At 40.5% G+C, this 21,847-nt stretch carries 22 protein-coding genes, 2 tRNA genes and 1 other RNA gene; 21 read left to right on the top strand and 4 right to left on the bottom strand.

From position 1 onward, the window contains the following. Nucleotides 1-8: 8 nt before the first annotated feature. The 4 genes from AN392_RS12065 (at nucleotide 9) to AN392_RS12050 (ending at nucleotide 6,271) form a co-directional block, all read left to right on the top strand. Nucleotides 9-84 (top strand) — tRNA-Phe (locus tag AN392_RS12065). Between the two features lie 406 nt (nucleotides 85-490). Further along, nucleotides 491-1,906 (top strand): TolC family protein, encoded by a 1,416-nt coding sequence (locus tag AN392_RS12060; protein ID WP_055012863.1) that lies wholly within the window; start codon nucleotides 491-493, stop codon nucleotides 1,904-1,906. After that, nucleotides 1,896-3,191, top strand: coding sequence for an efflux RND transporter periplasmic adaptor subunit (locus AN392_RS12055; protein WP_055012862.1), 1,296 nt, complete (start codon nucleotides 1,896-1,898; stop codon nucleotides 3,189-3,191). Before AN392_RS12060 ends, AN392_RS12055 begins: the two co-directional genes overlap by 11 nt. After that, a complete protein-coding gene (locus tag AN392_RS12050; protein WP_055012861.1) occupies nucleotides 3,188-6,271 on the top strand; it encodes an efflux RND transporter permease subunit in 3,084 nt (1,027 codons plus the stop codon). Before AN392_RS12055 ends, AN392_RS12050 begins: the two co-directional genes overlap by 4 nt. Nucleotides 6,272-6,417: 146 nt before the next feature. On the opposite strand, the gene ssrS is transcribed toward AN392_RS12050, so the two are convergent. Next, nucleotides 6,418-6,601: non-coding RNA, 6S RNA (ssrS, locus tag AN392_RS18480), on the bottom strand. 225 nt (nucleotides 6,602-6,826) lie between these two features. Here ssrS and AN392_RS12045 point away from each other — a divergent pair. From AN392_RS12045 to AN392_RS12030, 4 genes are read left to right on the top strand one after another with little or no spacing between them, the layout of a single operon-like run. Beyond that, nucleotides 6,827-7,390, top strand: a complete 564-nt coding sequence (locus AN392_RS12045) for a UPF0149 family protein (RefSeq protein ID WP_008110427.1) — start codon at nucleotides 6,827-6,829, stop codon at nucleotides 7,388-7,390. Nucleotides 7,391-7,426: 36 nt separating this feature from the next. After that, nucleotides 7,427-8,749 (top strand): Xaa-Pro aminopeptidase, encoded by a 1,323-nt coding sequence (gene pepP / locus AN392_RS12040; protein WP_055012860.1) that lies wholly within the window; start codon nucleotides 7,427-7,429, stop codon nucleotides 8,747-8,749. Between the two features lie 14 nt (nucleotides 8,750-8,763). Continuing rightward, complete coding sequence (gene ubiH / locus AN392_RS12035; protein ID WP_055012859.1) at nucleotides 8,764-9,951, top strand: 2-octaprenyl-6-methoxyphenyl hydroxylase; 1,188 nt, start codon at nucleotides 8,764-8,766, stop codon at nucleotides 9,949-9,951. Continuing rightward, the gene (locus AN392_RS12030; protein WP_055012858.1) at nucleotides 9,948-11,114 is read left to right on the top strand and encodes an FAD-dependent monooxygenase; all 1,167 of its coding nucleotides are present in this window, start codon (nucleotides 9,948-9,950) and stop codon (nucleotides 11,112-11,114) included. Before ubiH ends, AN392_RS12030 begins: the two co-directional genes overlap by 4 nt. 159 nt (nucleotides 11,115-11,273) lie before the next feature. Here AN392_RS12030 and AN392_RS12025 read toward each other — a convergent pair whose 3' ends face one another. Further along, nucleotides 11,274-12,473, bottom strand: coding sequence for an alpha/beta hydrolase-fold protein (locus tag AN392_RS12025; protein WP_055012857.1), 1,200 nt, complete (start codon nucleotides 12,471-12,473; stop codon nucleotides 11,274-11,276). 375 nt (nucleotides 12,474-12,848) lie between these two features. Here AN392_RS12025 and rpsF point away from each other — a divergent pair, with 375 nt between their 5' ends. From rpsF to alr, 9 genes are all read left to right on the top strand, one after another. After that, the gene (gene rpsF / locus AN392_RS12020; RefSeq protein ID WP_008110420.1) at nucleotides 12,849-13,190 is read left to right on the top strand and encodes a 30S ribosomal protein S6; all 342 of its coding nucleotides are present in this window, start codon (nucleotides 12,849-12,851) and stop codon (nucleotides 13,188-13,190) included. Between the two features lie 43 nt (nucleotides 13,191-13,233). Then, nucleotides 13,234-13,551, top strand: coding sequence for a primosomal replication protein N (priB, locus tag AN392_RS12015; protein ID WP_008466122.1), 318 nt, complete (start codon nucleotides 13,234-13,236; stop codon nucleotides 13,549-13,551). Nucleotides 13,552-13,563: 12 nt separating this feature from the next. After that, nucleotides 13,564-13,791 carry a 30S ribosomal protein S18 gene (rpsR, locus tag AN392_RS12010; RefSeq protein WP_002962753.1) on the top strand — a complete coding sequence of 76 codons (228 nt, stop codon included), beginning with the start codon at nucleotides 13,564-13,566 and terminating at the stop codon, nucleotides 13,789-13,791. A gap of 36 nt (nucleotides 13,792-13,827) precedes the next feature. Next, the gene (gene rplI, locus AN392_RS12005; RefSeq protein WP_008110407.1) at nucleotides 13,828-14,280 is read left to right on the top strand and encodes a 50S ribosomal protein L9; all 453 of its coding nucleotides are present in this window, start codon (nucleotides 13,828-13,830) and stop codon (nucleotides 14,278-14,280) included. Nucleotides 14,281-14,507: 227 nt separating this feature from the next. Further along, the gene (locus AN392_RS12000; RefSeq protein WP_054202246.1) at nucleotides 14,508-15,059 is read left to right on the top strand and encodes an RNA polymerase sigma factor; all 552 of its coding nucleotides are present in this window, start codon (nucleotides 14,508-14,510) and stop codon (nucleotides 15,057-15,059) included. Next, a complete protein-coding gene (locus AN392_RS11995) occupies nucleotides 15,046-15,531 on the top strand; it encodes a hypothetical protein (RefSeq protein WP_200908286.1) in 486 nt (161 codons plus the stop codon). The genes AN392_RS12000 and AN392_RS11995 overlap by 14 nt, the downstream gene beginning before the upstream one ends. 9 nt (nucleotides 15,532-15,540) lie before the next feature. Beyond that, on the top strand, nucleotides 15,541-16,479 hold the full coding sequence (locus AN392_RS11990; protein WP_055012856.1) for a DUF4097 family beta strand repeat-containing protein: 939 nt from the start codon (nucleotides 15,541-15,543) through the stop codon (nucleotides 16,477-16,479). A 113-nt stretch (nucleotides 16,480-16,592) separates the two neighbouring features. Then, complete coding sequence (gene dnaB, locus AN392_RS11985; RefSeq protein WP_010390854.1) at nucleotides 16,593-17,972, top strand: replicative DNA helicase; 1,380 nt, start codon at nucleotides 16,593-16,595, stop codon at nucleotides 17,970-17,972. After that, nucleotides 17,972-19,051: an alanine racemase gene (gene alr, locus AN392_RS11980; RefSeq protein WP_055012855.1), complete on the top strand. Its 1,080-nt coding sequence runs from the start codon at nucleotides 17,972-17,974 to the stop codon at nucleotides 19,049-19,051. Before dnaB ends, alr begins: the two co-directional genes overlap by 1 nt. 71 nt (nucleotides 19,052-19,122) lie before the next feature. Here the strand turns inward: alr and AN392_RS11975 are convergent, their stop codons facing one another. Next, entirely contained in the window at nucleotides 19,123-19,362 is a 240-nt protein-coding gene (locus AN392_RS11975; RefSeq protein ID WP_004588463.1) for a DUF2960 domain-containing protein, read from the bottom strand. 100 nt (nucleotides 19,363-19,462) lie between these two features. Here AN392_RS11975 and AN392_RS11970 point away from each other — a divergent pair, with 100 nt between their 5' ends. From AN392_RS11970 to AN392_RS11960, 3 genes are read left to right on the top strand one after another with little or no spacing between them, the layout of a single operon-like run. Beyond that, on the top strand, nucleotides 19,463-19,714 hold the full coding sequence (locus tag AN392_RS11970; protein WP_010390856.1) for a hypothetical protein: 252 nt from the start codon (nucleotides 19,463-19,465) through the stop codon (nucleotides 19,712-19,714). A gap of 25 nt (nucleotides 19,715-19,739) precedes the next feature. Next, the gene (gene pnuC, locus AN392_RS11965; protein ID WP_055012854.1) at nucleotides 19,740-20,363 is read left to right on the top strand and encodes a nicotinamide riboside transporter PnuC; all 624 of its coding nucleotides are present in this window, start codon (nucleotides 19,740-19,742) and stop codon (nucleotides 20,361-20,363) included. A gap of 8 nt (nucleotides 20,364-20,371) precedes the next feature. Next, a complete protein-coding gene (locus AN392_RS11960) occupies nucleotides 20,372-21,163 on the top strand; it encodes a phosphotransferase (RefSeq protein ID WP_055012853.1) in 792 nt (263 codons plus the stop codon). 36 nt (nucleotides 21,164-21,199) lie between these two features. Here AN392_RS11960 and AN392_RS11955 read toward each other — a convergent pair whose 3' ends face one another. Continuing rightward, the gene (locus tag AN392_RS11955; RefSeq protein ID WP_010390860.1) at nucleotides 21,200-21,382 is read right to left on the bottom strand and encodes a hypothetical protein; all 183 of its coding nucleotides are present in this window, start codon (nucleotides 21,380-21,382) and stop codon (nucleotides 21,200-21,202) included. A gap of 237 nt (nucleotides 21,383-21,619) precedes the next feature. Between AN392_RS11955 and AN392_RS11950 the strand changes: the two genes are divergently transcribed. Then, nucleotides 21,620-21,694, top strand: a tRNA-Arg gene (locus AN392_RS11950). The last annotated feature ends 153 nt before the right edge of the window (nucleotides 21,695-21,847 follow it).

Genomic DNA, 21,847 nt, shown 5'->3' with positions numbered 1-21,847 from the left:
GTTTAAGTGCCTCGATAGCTCAGTTGGTAGAGCAGAGGATTGAAAATCCTCGTGTCCCTGGTTCGATTCCGGGTCGAGGCACCATTTATACAAAGCCTCGCACATGCGGGGCTTTTTTGTTTCTGAATTTAGCTTAGCCATTGTTCGGCATCGAACTACGTTCGATTATAAAATACACCCTTGTATTTCCCCCTTCGGGCCATCTTTCAGATGTTAAAAATTGTTCCTGACAATTTTTTGCCGCTTTAGCTGGTGTAATGCCAACAGCAAACCCTGCCGTCTTTTCTATATCTACTTTTTAAGAGTTTCAATTAATTCTTTGGTTAAAGCTTAGCTTACTCATTTATTTGTGAATATTACGTTAGTGCTTGGCGTATTAAATACACTTATAAACTAATCGCAAGCTATGTAATGTTATGTAAAGTCAATTGAGCAACGTTTGTTAAAGTGATTGAATAACATTCATAAATAGCACTAATCAGGTTTAAACATGATGTGGCAATATAAGCCATCTTTATTAGCAATAAGCATTATAATGCTAAGCGGTTGTGTGAGTAACTTAAACCCATCGCAGCGCCAACAAGCTCCAAATAATTTACCACAGCAGTGGCAGCAACAATCAGCAAGTTCGGTATTAAAAGTGGATGATGAATGGTTAACTCAACTGCACACGCCATTACTTAATAAATACGTAGAACAAGCGCTTAAAAACAACCAACAACTATTACAAACCAGCTATGATGTCGCTATTACTAAGCAGCAACTAATAGCAACCGGATCAGCTCTTTGGCCTAGTTTAGATTTATCTTCGCGTACTAGCCGCAGTAAAGGTAACCGGCCTGTTAGCTATAATAATGCCAGCTCTGTCAGCTTAAACTTAAATTACGAAGTTGACTTATGGGGTAAGCTGTCAGATTCAAAACGAGAAGCTAACCTTTCATATTTAGCGCAAAAAGCGCGTTTTGAACAAGCTAAACAGCAACTAGTTTCAGATGTTGTACAAGGCTGGTTTGATGTTATGTCTGCGCAGCAGCTACTTGATTTATATAAGCGCCGTGAAGAAAATGCTAAGCAAAACCTCGATATAATTGAATCGGGTTACCGCCAAGGTATAAACGAAGCGCTTGATGTTTATTTAGCCCGCAATGAGCTTAATAACGAACGCTCACGTATTGCCACTCAAACAGCGAGTTTATCAAGTGCAGCGCGAGTGCTTGAGCGCTTACTAGGTGAGTACCCAAAAGGAGCTATTGCAGCAAGCACTGACTTACCGGTTGTTGATACCGAAATTCCAGTTGGTATTCCTTCAGAGCTCATTACCCGAAAGCCCGCATTACTTGCCAGTTGGTACGAGTTATTAGCTAGTGATGCGTCACTGGCTTATGCGCATAAACAGCGCTTTCCGAGTTTAAATTTAACTGCAAGCTTAAGTGATAGTACAGATCGAGTGAGTGATTTGTTTTCTCCTTCAAGCCTCGCATGGTCTTTACTCGGAAGTATTTCGGCACCTATTTTTGAGGGAGGGCGTTTACAAGCCAATGAAGAGATAGCGCGTCTGAATACTCAAAAGCAAGAGCAACAATACTTGCAAACTCTGTACGATGCATTTGCTGATGTAGAAAATGCAATATCGCAGCAGCAGTCTTTAAAAGCGCAGTACACCAGTACCCTTGAAGCAAAAAAAAATGCACTTGCGGCCGAGCAGTTATCGTTTGAGCAATATCAAAGTGGCTTGGTCACTTACACCACAGTATTGGATGCACAAGGGCGCTCGTTCGATGCGCAAAGTTCATTAATACAAATTAAAAACCAATTAATCGCAAATAGAATTAACCTATATGTTGCCCTTGGTGGTGATTTTGAAAAACCGTCAAGCGACTTAAAGAGCAATAACGATGAACACTAAAACAGCTAAAATTATTATTCCAGCCGCGGTTGTTGTTACCGCTCTTTTAATTGTATTTTTTATTAAGAGTAATCCGCCAGAGGCGAGACGCTTTAGTTCAGCACCAAAAGCAGCAATTAGTGTGTCTGTACTTGAGCTTGTGCCTCAAAGTTATCAAGTAATGATAGACAGCTACGGTACGGTAAAACCTCGAACACAAAGCTTACTTGTTGCTCAAGCATCTGGGCAAATAATTGAAGTGAGCGATGAGTTTAGAGAAGGTGGTTTTTTTGAAAAAGGCGACGTGTTATTAAAGCTAGATGATAGAGATCATCAGGCAGAGGTTAAATCTGCTCAAGCTAATTTACTCACAGCAGAGCAAAGCTTATTAGAAGAAAAGGCCCGCGGGCAACAAGCACTAACTGATTGGAAGCGCCTTGGTGGTTCAAGCCAAGCCAGCAGCTTGGTATTACGTGAGCCGCAATTAGCAGCTGCGCAAGCACAAGTGCTATCGGCTCAAGCTGCTCTTGAAAAAGCTGAGCTTGATTTAGAACGGACAAAGGTTACTGCACCTTATGCTGGGCGCATACTGAGTCGCAGTGTCGATTTAGGTCAAGTAGTGAGTAACAATACCCAACTTGCCACTATTTACGCTATTGATAGTGTTGAAATTCGCTTACCAATAAAAAATAAAGACCTTTCGTTTGTTAACCTGCCAGAGCAATACCGTGATGGTGCTAAAAACCAAGCGGGTTCGTTAGTTAAATTTAGTTCTGATTTAGTGGGTGAGCAAACATGGCAAGGCCAACTTGCACGCACTGAAGGCGCTATTGACGAAAACGCGCAGCAACTTTACGTGGTAGCAAAAATAGACGACCCATATAAATCAACCGCCAGTAATCAGTATCCAATTAAAATAGGGCAATACATTAAGGCGCAAATAGCGGGTAAAACAGTGCAAAATACGTTGATCATTCCTAACAGCACAATTTATCAAGGTGCTTATGTTTATGTGGTTGAAGGTGATGTATTAAAGCGTAAAAACGTTACTTTTGCATGGCAAAACGCCAATCAAGCAATGATCAAAACCGGTTTAAAAGCGAACGATAAATTAGTTGTCACGCCGCTAGGTCAAGTAAGCTCAGGCACTAAAGTGAGTATTTTAGGTGCACAGCCAAAAGAAAAAGTACCTAAAAATAAGCGCCCGACTCGTGAGCAGCTAGAGCAAAAAGCAAAAGAGCTTGGTATTAGTGTTGAAGAGTTAATAAAAAATCGTCGCGCGGCCAAGCAAGGAGATAAAGCATGATTGCTTGGTTTACCAAAAACCATGTTGCTGCCAACTTATTGTTAGTAACTTTGTTGTTGTCGGGACTATTTAGTTTATCGAGTAAAATACCACTTGAGGTGTTTCCGTCTTTCGAAACAGACATGATAAGCGTAGGTGTTAGCCTGCGTGGTGCAACCCCTGAAGATGTAGAGCAGGGCGTAACAATTCGTATAGAAGAGGCCGTGCAAGACCTAGAGGGCATTAAACAAATATTTAGCCGCTCGTCAGAGGGCTCAGGCTCTGTAACCATTGAGGTTGAAAGTGGTTACGATCCTCGTGAACTGTTGGCTGATATTAAAAGCCGAGTAGATGCGATTAATACGTTTCCTGGCGATGCAGAAAAACCGATTGTTGCGCTGGCTGAGCGTAAAAGAGAAGTAATAGCCGTTACCGTATCAAGCGATTACGGCGAAAAAGAAACGCGTGAATATGCAGAAAAAGTGCGAGATCAAATACTGCGTTTGCCTAACGTAACGCAGGTAGAGCTAAGTGGTGTACGAGACTACGAGTTAGCCATTGAAGTTAGCCAAGACACACTTCGCCAGTACAGCCTAAGCCTTGCGCAAATATCGAGTGCTATTGCTAATTCAAGTTCTGATATTTCTGCTGGTAACTTAAAAACAGAAGGTGGCGATGTACTAATTAGCTCAAAAGGGCAGGCTTATCGTAAAGATGAATTTGCCAGCATAGTAGTAAAAAACCAAGCCGACGGAACGATTATCCGCTTAGGTGATATTGCTACAATTAAAGACGATTTTGAAGAAACGCCAGTACGCACCCGTTTTAATGGTAAGCAAGCGGCGTTTATAGACGTTTACCGAATTGGCCCGCAAAGCGCGATAACCGTGGCAGACGATGTTAAAAACTACATTGAAGAACAGCAAGCCACGCTACCACAAGGTTTTAAACTAAGCTATTGGGATGACGATTCAGAGTTAGTTAAAAGCCGTATCGCCACCTTAACCAGTAATGCTTTACAAGGTGGTATTTTAGTACTGGCACTGCTCACGCTATTTTTACGCCCAGCAATTGCATTTTGGGTGTTTATTGGTATTCCTGTATCGTTTATGGGCGCATTTATCGCGATGCCAATTTTTGGTGTAACGTTAAATATAATGAGCTTATTCGGCTTTATTTTAGTACTTGGTATTGTAGTAGATGACGCCATAGTAACCGGCGAAAACGTGTATACCCATTTAAAAACGGCAAAATCGGGTGAGCAGGCTGCTATTTTGGGTACTCAAGAAGTTGCGACTCCGGTTACCTTTGGTGTACTGACTACCGTTGCTGCCTTTTTACCTTTAGCATTTATTGAAGGGGCGCGCGGCGCCTTATTTGCACAAATTCCGGTAGTGGTTATTCCAGTTTTATTGTTTTCGCTAATTGAATCTAAATTTGTGTTACCAGCACATTTAAAATACATAAAACTACGCCATCAAAAAGGTGAACCATCTAAGTTTGAAGCGATTCAACAACGTTTTGCTGATGGCTTTGAAAGTGCAATTTTAAAATATTACCAACCTATATTAAACACTGCTTTACGCCATAAACTAGCAACGGTTAGTTTATTTGTGGGGGTATTTTTTATTATTTTAACCATGATCACCAGTGGTTGGACTAAGTTTATCTTTTTCCCACGAATTCCTAGCGAAACTGTACGAGTCAATCTAACACTGCCAACAGGTACACCGTTTGAAGTAACCAATAAATACGTGATTGATATGTCCGAAAAAGCGCAGCAATTACAAGACAAATATCGCGATCCTAATACAGGCGAAAGCGTTATTTTAAATATATTAGCCACTACTGGCGGACGCGGTGGCGCGTCTAACTCCGGAGCGGTACGCTTTGAGATTACACCTGCTGAGCAGCGTGAGTCAGATATAGGTTCGCGAGAGCTTGCTAGTGAATGGCGCGATTTAATTGGTGTTATTCCTGGCGCTGAAAGCCTAACATTTAGAGCTGAAATTGGCCGAAGTTCAGACCCAATAGACGTTCAACTAAGTGGTACTTCACTAACAATATTGCAAGATGTAGCTGATAATATTAAAAATCGTTTAACAACGTACCCAACGGTGTTTGATATTGCCGACAGTATGTCTGACGGTAAAGAAGAGTTGCGTATAGAGCTTACGCAACAAGGTTTGGCGCTTGGTTTAAACCGTGTAAATGTGGCAGGACAAGTGCGTAATTCGTTTTTTGGCTCGCAGGTTCAGCGTATTCAACGCGGACGAGACGACGTGCGTGTAATGGTTCGTTTACCTATTGACGAGCGCCGCTCTGTAGCTGATTTACAAAACATACTAATAAGCACTCCCGATGGCGGTTCTGTGCCATTGTCGCACGTGGCAACACTTACGGCAGGACAAAGCCCATCAACCATAAACCGTATTGATCGTTATCGCACACTAAACGTGACGGCTGATATTGAAAAAAACAACACCAACATGACGGTGCTTCAAGCCGACCTAACACAATATTTAGACGAGTTAATGCAGCAATACCCAGGTGTTGATTACAAACTCGAAGGTGAAGCCAAAGAGCAAAGAGAGTCGTTTGGCTCATTGGCTTGGGCGTTAGTGTTTGTGTTTTTTATAATTTATGCGTTATTGGCCATTCCGTTTAAGTCATACATGCAACCAATTATTGTTATGAGTGTTATTCCATTTGGCATGATTGGCGCAGTAGTAGGGCACTGGATAATGGGTATGGATTTAACCATTATGAGCCTACTAGGTATGCTTGCGTTAATAGGGGTTGTAGTGAACGATTCGCTTGTATTAGTGGATTTCATTAATAAAAAACGCAGCGAAGGTGGCGATTTAATAGAGGCAGTTAAACTTGCTGGCGCATCGCGCTTTCGCCCAGTTATGCTTACCAGTTTAACCACTTTTATAGGTTTAATGCCGCTGCTGTTTGAAAAGGCGACTCAGGCGCAGTTTTTAATACCTATGGCAGTAAGCTTAGGATTTGGGATTATATTTGCGACTTTTATAACCTTATTACTTGTTCCCGTTAACTATATGCTGATGGAGCGCTTTCAAGGTTGGTTTAAGTAGTGTTAGGCATTAAAAAGACAAAGGGATAGGTGTTAGAAATAAGTTTAATATCGGGCTGTGGAAACGCAGTTCGATATATTTAAAGACGAAAGATAGGGAATATTTAGTTATAAAGAAATGCTTGAGAACCTAAGCTATAAAGGAAGGTGTTCCCCGAGAATGCGGTGCCCGGTGTCAGTCCTGAAACCTTGAGGTTTCAGGGCGGAAATCTGCGGTTTACCGTAGGCTTCTCGGTACATGCCGAGCTTGCACAATAGTAAACGAACAAAAATCCTGGTATAAAATTTATCGGCTCAGGGACTTAACCAAGCTCCTGCACCCCAGGGAACAAATTTAGTATATAAGACATATTCCAATCCTTAAACCCCAATCGTAAAAAATTAAACTGTTCGCTCAGTTTTTCTGCAAATTTAATCTTGTATTTACTTTTAAGATTGCTTTTTGAACTTAATCAGCTTTTCAATCGCTTGCTTTTGACCTCAGTCATAGAATTCATTGGAGTTGCTTTTTATCGAGTGGTAGCATTGCTTTAATTAGCAAAGCGAAGACGTCATTATGAATAACTTACCAGATTACGAAAAAGCCCAACTTCTTTTAGAGAAAAACGAAATATTTGTATCACCCGCAGAAGCGCATGGCGTTATTAGCGGTTTACTTGCTTGTGGGCTAAGCATTGACGATAAAGAGTATTTAGGCTTACTGAGCGATGTATTTAATGATGGCGAGTCGTTTAGCAACGATTTAAAACAGTTTTTTGGCCAAATTTATCAACAAGTGGTTGAAAGTTTTAATAACGAAGAGTTTCAATTTGACTTGTTTTTACCTAGTGATGACGAAACACTCATCGATCAGGCTAACGGGCTCGTATCATGGGTAGCTGGGTTTATGTTGGGTTTTGGCTTAAAGCAAAAAGATTATGGCAAGCTGTCGGCAGATGTAAAAGAAGTGATCAGCGACTTTAGCGAGATTACACGCCTAGATACAACCTTTGAAGAAACCGAAGAAGATAGCCAAGCACTGCATGAAGTGATTGAGTACGTCCGCGTATCGGCGCTATTGTGTTTTGCTGAGCTAGGCAAAGAGCAAAATCCACAAAGCAACAAAAAAACACTGCATTAATTGAGCAACACAATAAAAGTAATGGGTTAGTTATTAATGGTTGAAATACAAAAGTCAGAGTTTAAAGCGCGCCGCGAGCGTTTATTGGCGGCAATGGATAATAACAGTATTGCTATAATTCCCGCTGCAACAGAGCTCACGCGTAGCCGTGATACTCATTATCCGTTTCGACAAGACAGTGACTTTTTTTACTTAACTGGTTTTAACGAACCCGATGCCGTGTTGGTGCTTTGCAAAAACAGTGATACACCCTCACTATTATTTTGTTTAGATAAAGACAAACTTGCAGAGGTATGGCACGGCAGACGCATTGGTTTTGAAAAAGCACAAAGCGAATACTTATTCGACAAAACTTATGCACTTAGTGAGCTAAATGAACAATTATTGAATTTGGTGAACGGCCAACAGATTTTATTTTATGCACAAGGGACGTATCCTGCCTTTGATGGCAAAGTATTTTCAATGCTTAACACTTTGCGCAGTGCCCCTAAAAAAGGGGATACAGCACCGAGTACAATTAAAGATATTCGCCCTTTATTGCATGAAATGCGCTTATTTAAATCGCCAGGCGAAATTAACATTATGCGTGAGGGCTGTGAAATAAGCGCTCGAGCACACATGCGAGCCATGCGTTTTTCCCACGTTGGCGCAACCGAGTTTCAACTAGAGGCAGAGCTTCATCATCACTATGCAATGAACGGTGCGCCACATCCTGCTTATGGCACTATTGTCGGCAGTGGCGATAACGCCAATATTTTGCACTACACCCAAAATAGCGACGTATTAAACAATGGCGACTTAGTACTGATTGATTCAGGCTGTGAGCTACAAGGCTACGCCGCCGATATAACACGTACTTTCCCCGTTAACGGTAAATTTAGCACTGAGCAAGCTGCGCTTTATAATATTGTACTTAAAGCGCAAGAAATCGCATTTAGCGAAATAAAACCCGGTGGCCTTTTATCTCAGGCAAATAAACTCGCTATGCAAGTACTAACCCAAGGGTTACTCGATTTAGGTATTTTAACCGGCGATTTTGATGAATTAATGGCACAAGGTGCCTGTAAAGAATACTACATGCATGGTCTTGGTCACTGGTTAGGACTCGATGTTCACGATGTGGGCGATTACAAGGTTAATAACCAAGAGCGTGTCTTAGAGCCGGGTATGGTGCTAACCATTGAGCCTGGGCTGTATATTAGTAAAGACTCAAATGCGCCTCAAAAATACCAAGGTATAGGTATTCGTATTGAAGATAACTTATTAGTAACTGATTCAGGTCACGACAACTTAACCATTAGCGTGCCTAAAACAATTAGTGAAATAGAAGCGTTAATGCAAAGCGCTAAAAACGCATAAGCTTGGAGATAAAAGTGGCTAAGCAGTTTGATATTGTAGTAATTGGTGGTGGTTTAGTTGGCGCAAGTTGTGCTCTGAGTATAAGTAAAAAAAATCCCAGCTTAAATATTGCTGTAATTGAAGCAAATCGAGTAACCACTGATTATCACCCAAGCTTTGATGACAGAAGCATCGCACTTGCCCAGCAGTCGGTAGAGTATTTACAAAGCCTCAATTTATTTGAAATGAACGCTCCCTATGCTGCCGCCATAAAAAAAGTGAGTGTGTCAGACAAAGGGCACTTTGGTAAAACCCATATACAGTGTGATGAGTTTGCAAAACCCTCATTAGGTTATGTGGTAGAGGTAAACCCATTTGGCAGAGCGCTGCATCAGCGTTTAATGCAATCAAACATATCGCTTTTTTGCCCAGATAGCGTAACAGCGATAAAACAAAACGCCGATAGTAATGAACTTACATTACAAAGTAGCGAAAAACTCAGTGCTAAGCTGTTGGTGATTGCCGACGGTGCACAGTCGCCAACTCGTAATTTATTGGGGCTCGGCTTCAATACCCAGCCTTATGAACAAGGTGCGATTATTGCCAATATAGAAGTCGCTGGTGGACACCATCATCAGGCGTTTGAGCGGTTTACCCAAAATGGCCCAATGGCTTTATTACCCATGAGTAATAACCGCTATTCGTTAGTATGGTGTATGCGCCAAGAACATATTGAGCAGTATATGTCGCTAAGTGAACCAGACTTTATAAGTGCGCTGCAAACTGCCTTTGGTTATCGAGCAGGACAGTTTATAAAAGTCGGTATGCGCGCTAGCTACCCTCTAGTTTATGGGCAAATAGAATCGTTAACGACGCACCGCACAGTGGTGATAGGCAACGCGGCACACGCAATTCATCCTATTGCAGGACAAGGCTTTAATTTAGGGTTGCGAGATGTACAAGTGCTGAGTAACTTAATTGCAAACAGTGAACATGATTTAGGTAGCTATGCTTTTACTCGTCAATATTCAATCAAGCGCAGTGATGATATAAAAACCGTAATGACATTGACCGATGCCTTGGTTCGACTTTTTTCAAATTCATCACGGGTGTTAGCGCTTGGTCGAAGTATTGGGCTATTTTCAATGGATTTATTCCCTGCATTAAAAGCCCCATTAGCAAAACAATTAATGGGTCAAGTTAAACAAGGTACACGTTTATGAAACAAGTACAGGTTTGTATAGTGGGTGGTGGCTGCGTTGGGTTAACGCTGGCGCTCGGGCTTGCTAAAGCGAATATTAGCGTGGCTGTGTTAGATGCTGCGCCAACTCAAGCTCCACCTAGCGATGATTATGGCTTACGAGTTAGTGCACTAAGTATTGCCAGCCAAACCTTGCTCGAGCAGTTAAATGTATGGCCATACATAATAGCTGAGCGTGCTTGTGCTTATACGCATATGGATGTTCGCGATGCCGATAGCTTTGGAAAAATAACCTTTAATAACGAGCAACTTGAGCTTGAGCATTTAGGGCACATTGTTGAAAACGACATTATTCGCTTTGCATTAATAAAAGAGCTTGAGCAACAAAGTAATGCCACACTTATGTTTGATACTGAGTATCAGCAAATACATCAAAGTGAGTCTGACGTATTTATTAATTTAAAAACTGGCGAGCCTATTATTGCTAAACTGCTGGTGGCGGCCGATGGCGCAAATTCAGCGATTCGTAAACAGTTTAATATGGCATTGAGCTTTAAAGATTACGATCACCATGCGTTAGTGGCGACAGTTAAAACCAAAGAGTCACATGCAAATACCGCACGCCAAGTATTTTTACCAACTGGGCCACTAGCGTTTTTACCACTAAGCGATGTGCATACTCATTCAATTGTGTGGTCAACCAGCCCGAATCATTGTGATGAATTGTTAGCAATGGACGACACCGCCTTTAATAAAGCAGTTATGGCTGCCATAGATGGCCAATGTGGTTTATGTGAAGTGCAAAGTAAGCGCGTCGCATTCCCTCTTAAAATGCGTTACGCCCAACAATGGGTTAATGGCAAGGTGGTGTTAATGGGCGATGCAGCGCATACCATTCATCCATTAGCAGGGCTCGGTATGAACCTGGGCCTAAAAGATGCCGCTTATTTAATTGAGCTACTAAGTCAAGACGCCAAAGAATTTGCCAGTACGCGCACACTGCGTGATTACGAGCGCACCCGTAAGCTCGACGCACAAAAACACATCGCCATGATGCAAGGGCTCAAAGAGCTATTTGAAGGTGCAAACCCAGTTAAAAAGCTGATTCGGGGAGTAGGGCTATCACTCGTTGATAACCTAGGCCCAATCAAACACCTATTCGCCAAAGAAGCGATAGGGAAGTGATAAATACAAGCGGTCAGTTTTTAGCTGTCAGCTTTCAGTAAAATAAAAACCGATGTTTAGTTTAAGCATCGGTTTTTTTATAGGCTAATGCTTTCTTTAGTGTATGCGTACAGCTTGCTGACGCGACAAGCGAAGCTCGTAATGCTTTAAATTAATGAGCTACAAATTTTCTTGTGCTTCATTCACCATATCTTTGAGCGCATCGATTAACAATGGGTCACGCGAGTTCTGTTTAGCAAGTTCTAGTGCGTGTGTCATGCTGGTAACGGCTTCTTTAAACTGTTTGTCAGCCGTGTAACCTTGCGATAATCGCATGTGGGAGTATGCAGCATTAGGATAATCGCTAGTAAAGCGTTTAAGTGTGGAAATAGCTTTTTTAGTGTTACCAAACTTTTGCTGACTATGCGCAAATTCTACGTACACATCTTGTGGAATTTTAAGCTCAAATCCGTACTTATCACTAAGTGCTTGGTAATAACCGGTAATCAATGATACATCCGCAAATTTTCCGTGCTCGTCAGTCACTTTAAATATTAGGTCGCTAAATAAGTGAATTAAGCTATCGCTAAGTGCTGGCAGTATGGTGCCCATATGAGTAAAAGTAGGGTAATGCTTATATTCCCATTTTAGCTGTGTGGGCATTTGTTGTTCTAAATTTACTAACGTATTTAATGCACCTGTATAAAAACGTGCGCCTTCACTCGCTACACTAATAAATAACTCTTGAGCACCTTTAGGGTTTTTAGTGTATTTAATAATATTATTTTTTAACTCTTCGTCACTCCACCAACTATTTGGGCTAATAGCTATGTAGTTGTTAAACAATTCAGGCTGATTAACTAAAGTATAAAGCGCTAATGTACCAGCATTAGAGTGACCAATTAAGGTGCTGTAGCCGTTAGTGGAGTAATTGCTATTTATGAAGGGCATGAGTTCGTCAGACACAAATTTTAAAAAATTGTCAGTTTGCCCTGCGTCAGGCCATTTACTTTTAACAAAGGTTTGAAACTCCGTTTTAGGTTCGCCTTGTACTTTGGGTAAGTAATCACGAACACGGTTAGTTGTATCAATAGCAACAAGCATGGCATTAGGTATCTGATCGTAATCAACAAGGGATTTGATTACGCCAGACGCCGTATGAAAGTGTTCAACACCATCAAGTAAATAAATAACATAAAGGGGCTGCTCGTCTTTTACGGTTTCAGGTATGAAAATTCTGAGAGGTCTGTCTTCGTTAAGTATTTTTGATTGAAGAATGACTTTTTTACCCACGGTTATGTCGGTTGTAGCGGTGTTTGCATAGCTTAAAAAAGAGGTACTAAAAGTAAGTATTAATACAAGCGATAATAAAAGCTTCATAAATATCCTTATTTAATAATGTGTTGCTTGATAATTGCACGGCTTTAGGTTTGAGTAAATGTTTATATTTTAGAAGCAAATGTAGAGCTTAAATAATTTAAAGCTATGCTTTTCAAGCTCGGCGTCTACCCCGTAAATATTAAGCACTTATCTTTATTTTATTTGTTGATATAAAGGGAGTATCCAATAATGTCTTCCCGAAACCCGAAACCCGAAACCTTTAACACTTATCTATCAAAGCTTAAAAAACCTGCTTGCTTAATTATCCTACTAAGCGTAAAATGCGCGCTCATTTCGGCTTTTAAACTATTAATTCCTTGCCTTAAACCGACCGGCCGAAACGGTAGAAGGCTCTATTAACCGTAAGGAATATCCATGCGTCATTACGAAATCGTATTCATGGTTCACCCTGATCAGAGTGAGCAAGTATCTGGTATGATCGAACGTTATACTGGTTCTATCACTGAAGCAGGTGGTACTATCCACCGTCTTGAAGACTGGGGCCGTCGTCAACTGGCTTACCCAATCAACAAGCTTCATAAAGCTCATTATGTTCTTATGAACGTTGAAGCACCAACTGAAGTAATCAGCGAGCTAGAAACTACTTTCCGCTACAACGATGCAGTGCTTCGTAACTTAGTTATGCGTACTAAAAACGCTGTAACTGAAGCGTCTCCTCTTGTAAGAGAAGAGAAGAAAGAAGCACCAGCTGCTTAATTGTTTTGAGTCCTAGCATGGCACGTAGTCAGCAGTTACTATAATGGTTAGCCCATATACGAATCAGCTGGTTATATCGGGGGTAGTTTGTAAAACACCCAAGTTTAGCCAAAGCCCCGCGGGCATACCGCATTGTATTTTTGTTGTAGAACATAAATCAATGCAAGTTGAAGCAGATCTTAACCGTAATAGTTATGTTAGGCTTCAGGTGGTTGCCAGTGGTAAGCAAATGCAACAACAGACTCAACATTTGCACGTTGGGCAGGCATTGCAAGTGAGTGGTTTTTTAAATCGCCACGAAGGTCGTAACGGCCTTAGCCAATTGGTTTTGCATGCTCAGCATATAGAAAGAATTATTTGAGGAATTAATCTCATGGCACGTTATTTCAGACGTCGTAAGTTCTGCCGCTTTAAAGCGGAAGGCGTACAACAAATCGATTACAAAGATCTAGCTACTCTTAGAAACTATGTTACAGAAAGTGGCAAAATCGTACCTAGCCGTATCACAGGTACTAGCGCTAAATACCAGCGCCAGCTAGCAACTGCTATTAAGCGTGCTCGCTACTTAGCCCTTCTTCCATACACTGACTTACATAAGTAAGCAGCGGATTAACACGTTTTTAAAAGGTGTAGAAACATGCAAGTTATTCTACTAGATAAGATCGCTAACCTAGGTGGCCTAGGTGACCAGGTTGTAGTTAAATCTGGCTTCGCACGTAACTTCCTTTTCCCACAAGGTAAGGCAGTTCCTGCAACTAAAGCAAACATTGAAACGTTTGACGCACGTCGCGCAGAACTAGAAGCAAAAATCGCTGAACAGTTAACTGCAGCACAAGCACGCGCTGACAAACTTGAAGCATTAGCAGAAGTTACATTAGTATCTAAAGCTGGTGACGAAGGTAAATTATTCGGTTCAATCGGTACTCGTGACATCGCTGACGCTATCTCAGCTGTTGGTGTTGAAGTTGCTAAATCAGAAGTTCGTTTACCTCTAGGTACTATCCGTGAGACTGGCGAATTTGACGTTGCAATCGCAGTACACTCAGACGTAACAGCTACTATTAAAGTAATCGTTATTGCTGAAGCTTAATTTTTAGAATTAAGTTTAAAAAAAAACCGTGCTTTGCACGGTTTTTTTGTGTCTAAAATTTATAACCCAAAGCAAGAAATTGTTTGTTGTGGGTAAAATGAAGCACGTTTCTAAAATAAAGCTTCATTTTCTACAAATATTTTCTATTTCATTTAAACCTTTCTATTCTTCTGCGCGTCTTATAAGTTAAATTGCAATTACATAATTATAAACAGGAAAAATTTGCGATGTTAATGGACGCTAATCAGCCAATAACTGATCAAGTGCAGCAAATGCTTATTGATCAAGTTAAAAACGGCGACCAGTTAGCTTATAAAGCGCTCTATGACATGCATAAAGCAAAAGTTTATGGCTTATGCCTGAGGCTTATAGCCGATGAGGAGTATGCACAAGATGCTACCCAAGAAGTGTTTGTGCAAGTATGGAACAAAATAGCACAATTTGATGGACGTTCGCAGTTTTCCACTTGGCTTTATAGTGTCGCCAGTAATATTGCTATTAGTTATGTGCGCAGACAAAAACATTGGCTTAATAAAGTAATTAGCTTTGAGCAAAGCGGAATGGATGAACAAGCTGCACATGACTGTAACGGATTAAATGGGCTAGATAAATTAATTGTTAGACTGCCTGAGCGCGCAAGAATGGTATTTGTGCTTTATGCAGTAGAAGGTTACAGGCATGAGGAAATTGCAACCCTGTTAGGTATGGCGGTAGGCTCTAGTAAGGCGCAATATCATCGTGCAAGGCAATTATTAAAGCAGTGGTATGAAAATGAGTAAAACAAATTTTGATGACTACTTAAATGAGTCTTTAACCCAGTTAGATAAAAATATTCCACCAAAAAAAGAACTGTGGAATGGGATTGAGCGCGCAATAATAGCTAATAATCAGCCCACTATTAATACTAATCAATATTGGCCAAAGCTCACCTCCATTGCTGCATGTTTTACCGCGGTTTTGGTCAGCACAGTATTGTTATTTAAAGTACCAGAGGCAAATACTGCAGTGGCAATGAGTGAGTTTTTTACTAAACAAAAACAAAGTTTACTAGTGCAATATCAAAGCCAAGCAGCATTGACCGACAATTGGCAAGTACAGTTACAAGAACTTGAAGATGCAGAGCAAGCAATAAAGCAAACTCTTGAAAATGAACCGAAAAACAAGGCGCTATTGTCTATGTTAGCGCAAGTTTATCAACAACAACTCGACTTAATTAACAAGGTGCATGCACCGCGTTGGCAACACATCTAGGAGAAATAAATGAAAGCAATAATATTAGGGATCGCTTTATTACCCATGGCCGTATTTGCTGGTGAAAAAATAGATCAGCAAATTGAGGTACCCAATGCTGGGGTGATCCACATTGAAAACCAGCGTGGTGATATTAAAGTGACAGGTTGGGATAAAAATCAATTTAAAGTAACCGGTGAACTTGATGATAAGGCACAAGGCTACACACTTAAAACACAGGGTAATAAAACCCAGTTTATTGTGAAAATGCCTGAACTTTCTAATTGGGATAATAACAACAATGGCTCAACGCTCACTATTTTTATGCCAAAAAGTAGTGCGCTAGAATTTGTGGGTGTTAATGCATCTATAACGGCCAAAGAGTTACAAAAAGGTACTGAAATTGATGTAGTTAATGGGGCTATTACAGTAAACGATCTTAATGGCGATATTAAGCTGACCACTGTAAATGGTGACATCAAGGCAAAAGCACTTAATGGTAAAGTTCAATTTGAAACTGTTAATGGTTCGATTGATGATCAGCAATCTAGTGGTGAAGTTCGTTTTAGTGCGGTTAATGGCGATATTACATCAAACTCGACGGCCAATGATATTCGCTTAGAAAACGTAAATGGCGATATTAACTTTAATTTAGATACAATTAAAGAGTTACAAATAAGCACCGTTAATGGCGAAGTTAAGGTACAAATTAACCGCCTTCTGAGTGATGCTGATGTGAGTTTTGAATCTGTTAGTGGTAACGCTGCGTTTTATTTCCCTGCTGATTTATCAGCACAATTTGAGGTGGAAGCACACGCTGGCGGTAAAATTGACAACCAGTTAACTAACGATCAAGTACAAAAAGCCAAATATGGCCCAGCAAGTGGAATTAAGTTTAATACTAATGGCAGTGATGCTAGCGTAGAGATGAATACTATTAGCGGTGTTATCGAACTTAAACGTCAATAATTAGCTATTTTATTTTAAGTAACAAAAAGCAGGAAAAGATTTCCTGCTTTGCTATTTGCACAGCCCCGCCAAGTCGATAGAATAGAGCTATTCAATTTTAGTACTGTGAAGTTATGGCCAAACCAGATAAGCAAGTCGACACTCTTAAAGTTCCTCCCCATTCAATAGAAGCTGAACAATCTGTTTTAGGTGGTTTAATGCTTGATAACCAAGCATTTGATCGCGTAGCTGAACTTGTTGTGGCGCAGGATTTTTATACCCGTACCCATAAGCTTATTTTTGAGGCGATGACAGCTCTTGCTGAAATTGGTGATCCGATTGACTTAATCACAATTTCTGAGAGTTTAGAAAAAAATAACCAGCTGTCAGGTATTGGTGGATTTGCGTATTTAGCCGAAATAGCAAAAAACACCCCAAGTGCTGCCAATATTGACGCTTACGCAAGTATTGTTCGCGAGCGCGCCGTTGTTCGTGAAATGATTGGTGTTGCCAATGAAATAGCCGAAGCGGGCTTTAATCCTGAAGGGCGTACTAGCCACGACTTACTTGATTTTGCTGAAAGTAAAGTATTTAAAATTGCTGAGCAGCGTACAAAAAGTAGTGAAGGCCCACAAAGCATTCACAACATACTTGAAAAAACCGTTGATAAAATAGAAGAGCTTTATCAATCACCACAAGATGGTGTGACCGGTGTGAGCACGGGTTATGCTGATCTTGATAAAATGACTACAGGCTTGCAGCCATCTGATTTAATTATTGTGGCAGCGCGTCCATCAATGGGTAAAACCACTTTTGCGATGAACCTTGCTGAACATGCCGCAATGACTCAAGACAAGCCAGTGCTTATTTACTCACTAGAGATGCCCTCTGAACAAATTATGATGAGGATGCTGGCGTCCCTTGGCCGAATTAACCAAACTAAAGTACGTACTGGTCAGCTAGATGACGATGACTGGGCGCGCCTTTCATCAACCATGGGATTACTCATGGAAAAAGGCAAAATGTACGTTGATGATGCCTCAGGCTTAACACCTACCGATGTTCGCTCACGTGCACGTCGTATAGCACGTGATCATGGTGGTATTAGTATGATCATGGTCGATTACCTGCAATTAATGCGTGTACCTAGCTTGTCAGATAACCGTACCTTAGAAATTGCCGAAATTTCACGCTCACTCAAAGCATTAGCAAAAGAGTTGCAGTGTCCGGTTGTTGCTCTATCGCAGCTTAACCGTACTCTAGAGCAACGTGCTGATAAACGTCCAATTAACTCAGATTTACGTGAGTCGGGCTCTATTGAGCAAGATGCGGATTTGATCATGTTTATTTATCGTGATGAAGTCTATAACGAAGACAGTACTGAAAAAGGCATTGCCGAAATTATTATCGGTAAACAGCGTAACGGTCCGATTGGTAAAGTGCGCCTAACCTTCCAAGGTCAATTCTCTCGCTTTGATAATTACGCAGGGCCTGCTGTAGATGATGATTACTAATGCGCTTAGCCACTGTTGAAATTAATTTAACCGCGCTTGAACATAACCTAGCACAGGTAAAACGCTTTGCGCCCAATAGTAAAGTAATGGCCGTACTTAAAGCGAATGCTTATGGGCATGGTTTAGTCACTATTGCGCAACACTTAAATGAAGCAGATGCATTTGCGGTTGCGCGTATAGATGAAGCGTTAGCGCTGCGTGCAGGTGGCCTTACAAAACCGATTGTGTTGCTAGAAGGCTTTTTTCATCAAGAAGACTTACCTATTTTACTGGCGAATAATTTTCAAACTATTATTCATGACGAGATACAGCTAAAAATGCTGGAAAGTGTGCAGCTAGATGCGCCTTTAAATTGCTGGTTAAAAATAAATACCGGCATGCATCGTTTAGGTATTGCGCCTGAGCAGTTTGATATGTTTTATCAGCGCCTACAAGCCAGCCCAAATGCACAAAACAAAATAAACTTAATGACCCATTTTGCGTGTGCCGATGATGTAAAAAATACTAAAACAGTGCAGCAAATAACTTTGTTCGATAATTTAACTCAAAAGGTTCAACAAGCTCATTGTTTATCGAACTCTGCGGGAATTATAGCGTGGCCGAGTGGCCATGGTGATTGGGTCCGGCCCGGGCTAATGCTTTATGGTGTATCGCCTATGGCTAATCACACAGGTAAAGATCACCAATTAAAGCCTGTAATGCGCTTAACCACTAAAGTGATAGCAGTGCGTAATGTGGGGGCACATGAGCAAGTAGGCTATGGCGGCCGCTGGCAAAGTGATAAACCTACGGTGTTGGCTGTGGTTGCACTGGGCTATGGTGATGGTTATCCGCGTCATGCGAAAGAAGGCACACCCGTGATTATTAATGGGCATCGTTACGGTATTGTGGGTAGTGTAGCTATGGATATGATCACCCTTGATATAGGTAATAACGAGCACAACGTCGAAGTGGGTGATAAGGTGATTATGTGGGGGCCAGAGTTACCAGTAGAAGAGATTGCACAATGTGCTGATACTATTTCTTACGAGTTATTGTGTAATATCACACCGCGTGTAAGTTATGAGTACCAGCGCTAATGTTTATTATTAAAGATATGCAGTAAGTTTACATTGCTGTCATGATCGTGATGCTAGCTTACTGGGTATGGTTACTCTTTTATAAAGTAAATATCGCTAAAGCCCATACGTGCAAACTCTTGGTCGCGAAAATTGCGTACCGCCGATGAACCTTTAGAGGTCATTTCAATTTGGCGTACCATGTTTAAGTAATTAGTTAAATCGATACCCTCAGCAGCCGCAATAGCCTGATACATATCGTGGTATTTATCTTTTGCGAAGTTAATTTCGCGCGGTTGATTTTTAAAAGTATAGGTAATTCTGCGTGCCATAATAAGCTCAGTTATATCGAGTGTTAGTGTAATTTTACACTGTATTTAAGTTGCGTTGAATGATTAGTTGAAATCAAATAATTAAAAAGTTGAGTTTGAAATGAAATTATCAGTAGAGATCAGTAAATACCCGCTTCATCAAGATTATATTCCCTTTATTAAAGGTTTTATTGACCGGTTAAATACCTATGATGATTTAAAAGTGATTACAAACACATTGTCGACGCAAATTTTTGGTGACTATGATTTAGTAATGTCGGTACTTAGTACTGAAATAAAACGTTCATACGAAGAGTTTGGCAAGGCTATTTTTGTTTGTAAATTTCTCTCTGGTGATCTTTCTCCTGAATAATGCTTAATAGCTTAGTGAGCCAATAATGGACTTTATTAACCAAACTCTTGCTGGGTTTACTGCGATGTCACACTGGGAATATATTGCAGTGGCTTTGTCTATGACTTACCTTTTATTAGCTATCAAAGAAAACCTTTGGTGCTGGCCTGCGGCATTCTTTAGTACCTTAATTTACACTATTATGTACTGGAATGGCGCTTTATTAATGGAGTCATTGCTGCATTTTTATTATATGTATATGGCAGTCTATGGCTGGCTAGCATGGAGGAGGAGTGGAGCAGGTAAACAGGAATTAGCAATTACATCATGGCGGGTAAGTCAACATATTGGCATTATCAGTATAACGTCCTTAGTTGCGATAATTTTGGGCTATATAATGACTAATTATACCCATGCTGATTTTGCCTATTTAGATAGTTTTACCACTTGTTTTGCTGTTGTTACTACTTATTTAGTGGCCAAAAAAGTGCTGGAGAATTGGTTATATTGGATAGTGATAGATGCCGCTTCGATGTACTTGTATTACGAAAAAGGCTATTACCCAACACTTGCGTTGTTTATCTTCTACACGCTAATGGCAGCATGGGGGTTTAAAACCTGGTATGAAGAGTACGAGCAAGAGCAAGCTAAGCCTCTAGCACAGCTATAAGAGCCACAATGACCTTTGACAATATAAGCGCTATATTTAGCGCTTTTGACCCGCAACTTAATGTTCTCAGTAGTGAGCGTTTGTATAGTGGTTTAAGTAACGATAATTTCCTTGTCCATACAGCGCAGCAAGCTTACCTATTAAAGAGTTATCGGGAACACTGGCCATCTATAGGCTTAGCAGCGCAAGCAAGCTTTGCAGAGTATAAAGTTTGTCCTGCACCAATGTGGCTCAATGAAGAAAAAAAGTTAGCCATTTTTGAATATATTGACGGTGATATAGCGCAAGACAACTACACATCTGAACTAATAAAAAAATTGGTCAGTTTACACCAACATAATATCGTAACAGAGCCAATGGATATTAAGTTCGAGCTTGATTACTACTCTGACACCGAACTTTATCAGCAATATCAGCAGGGGGTTGAATCAGCTTTAGTCTATATTTATAGCCAACCTAGAGATAACGGTTTTTGCCATAATGATTTAGTTAAAGAAAATATTATTCTCAACACAGAGGGCATGTACTTAATTGACTTTGAATACGCTAAAACTAACGATGTTTACTTTGATTTAGCCGCATTAGCAGTTAGTTTTGAGTTAACACAAATACAAAAAGCGGAGTTACTGAAAACCTATCATTCATATTTACCTCAGCAGTGTAATTTTAGTCCCTCGATAGAAAAGTTAAAGTGTTATCAAGTAGTATTCTTAGTGCTTTGTATTTGTTGGTATTCTGCGCGTGGTGTCAGTGATAAGGTTAAAAAATTGTGTGAGCAGCTGGATTATCTAATTCAATAAATAGCCCAGCTTATCCCCAAGTAGTTATAAGTTTAGCTACAAACCACCAAATCGAGCTGCTAGCTCTTTATATTTAGCTACTTCATCGGCGTCATACTGTGGTTCGCCATTAGCATCTTCACTTTTGGCAATAAGTAAGCTTTCTCGTGTTAAGCGTTTAACTCGCTCGACTTTAACTCCTAAAAACTCAGCAACTTGTTCTGTTGACATTAACTTCATAATTACTTCCTCGTGTTTAATCTTTCCGTCCAGTGACAATAATAGATAATATGTGTCTAAAGCGTTACTGTTTTTTTATAGAATATAAATAAATAGCGCTTTTTTTACCTTTTGTTAAGTGATTAGCTTAAATTATAGACATGTAAACGAATCATGCTGGTATTTATACAAAGATGCCTTTATTATTGCGCATGCTAAAGCATTGATATCGCGAGTTGATGTGGAGGCAACAAATGTGCTCTCGTGGTGAAATGGATATCACGTGGCCCTCCGGAGGCTGAGTTGTAGGTTCGATCCCTACCGAGAGCGCCATTTGCGTTTTACTTTTTACTCCCCTTCAAAACGATCGTAGCTATTTAAATTAACTCCTATTTTTATTCTCCGTTAAATAATAATATTTGTAGCAATCTAATTTACACCGTTAGGCGTATACTCAGTGCTGCGGTTATAGTTTAATATCAACAG

This window comes from Pseudoalteromonas sp. P1-16-1b, assembly GCF_001401785.1.
Classification (GTDB): Bacteria; Pseudomonadota; Gammaproteobacteria; order Enterobacterales; family Alteromonadaceae; genus Pseudoalteromonas; species Pseudoalteromonas undina.
Note: the sequence above shows the minus strand (reverse complement) of the source record. Positions and strands in the feature narration are given on the sequence as shown.